Genomic DNA, 399 nt, shown 5'->3' on the forward strand with positions numbered 1-399 from the left:
GACCAGCAGATGTTCCTCTCTTGACAGTGGAAGCCTTACCTATATGTTGATGGTTACCACCACCGTGAGGATGCTCTACAGGGTTCATGGCAACACCACGTACATATGGCCAGCAGTTACGTTTGACCTTGTACTTGTGGTATGCCCTTCCAGCTTTCAAAATAGGTTTGTCAATACGTCCACCTCCAGCAACAATACCGACCATGCCTCTGTTGCTTGATGGCAGAACCTTCTTGGCTCCAGACGGTAGCTTTACTCTTGTACGCTTAGCATCAGGATTGTGTCCAATCACAGTGGCGAAGTTTCCAGAGGCACGTGCCAGACGACCTCTATCACCCATTTTCTCTTCAAGATTGCACACAATGGTACCCTCAGGCATATCTCCAACAGGCATCACAT

At 48.6% G+C, this 399-nt stretch carries 1 protein-coding gene; it reads right to left on the bottom strand.

Annotation, left to right across the window (positions count from 1 at the left end; genetic code table 11):
• Positions 1 to 399 (bottom strand): large ribosomal subunit protein uL2 (locus F0U44_RS24480; protein WP_497707154.1); only part of this gene is annotated, 399 nt, incomplete at both ends.

It is taken from the genome of Nocardioides humilatus (genome assembly GCF_008373755.1).
Lineage (GTDB): Bacteria > Actinomycetota > Actinomycetes > Propionibacteriales > Nocardioidaceae > Nocardioides > Nocardioides humilatus.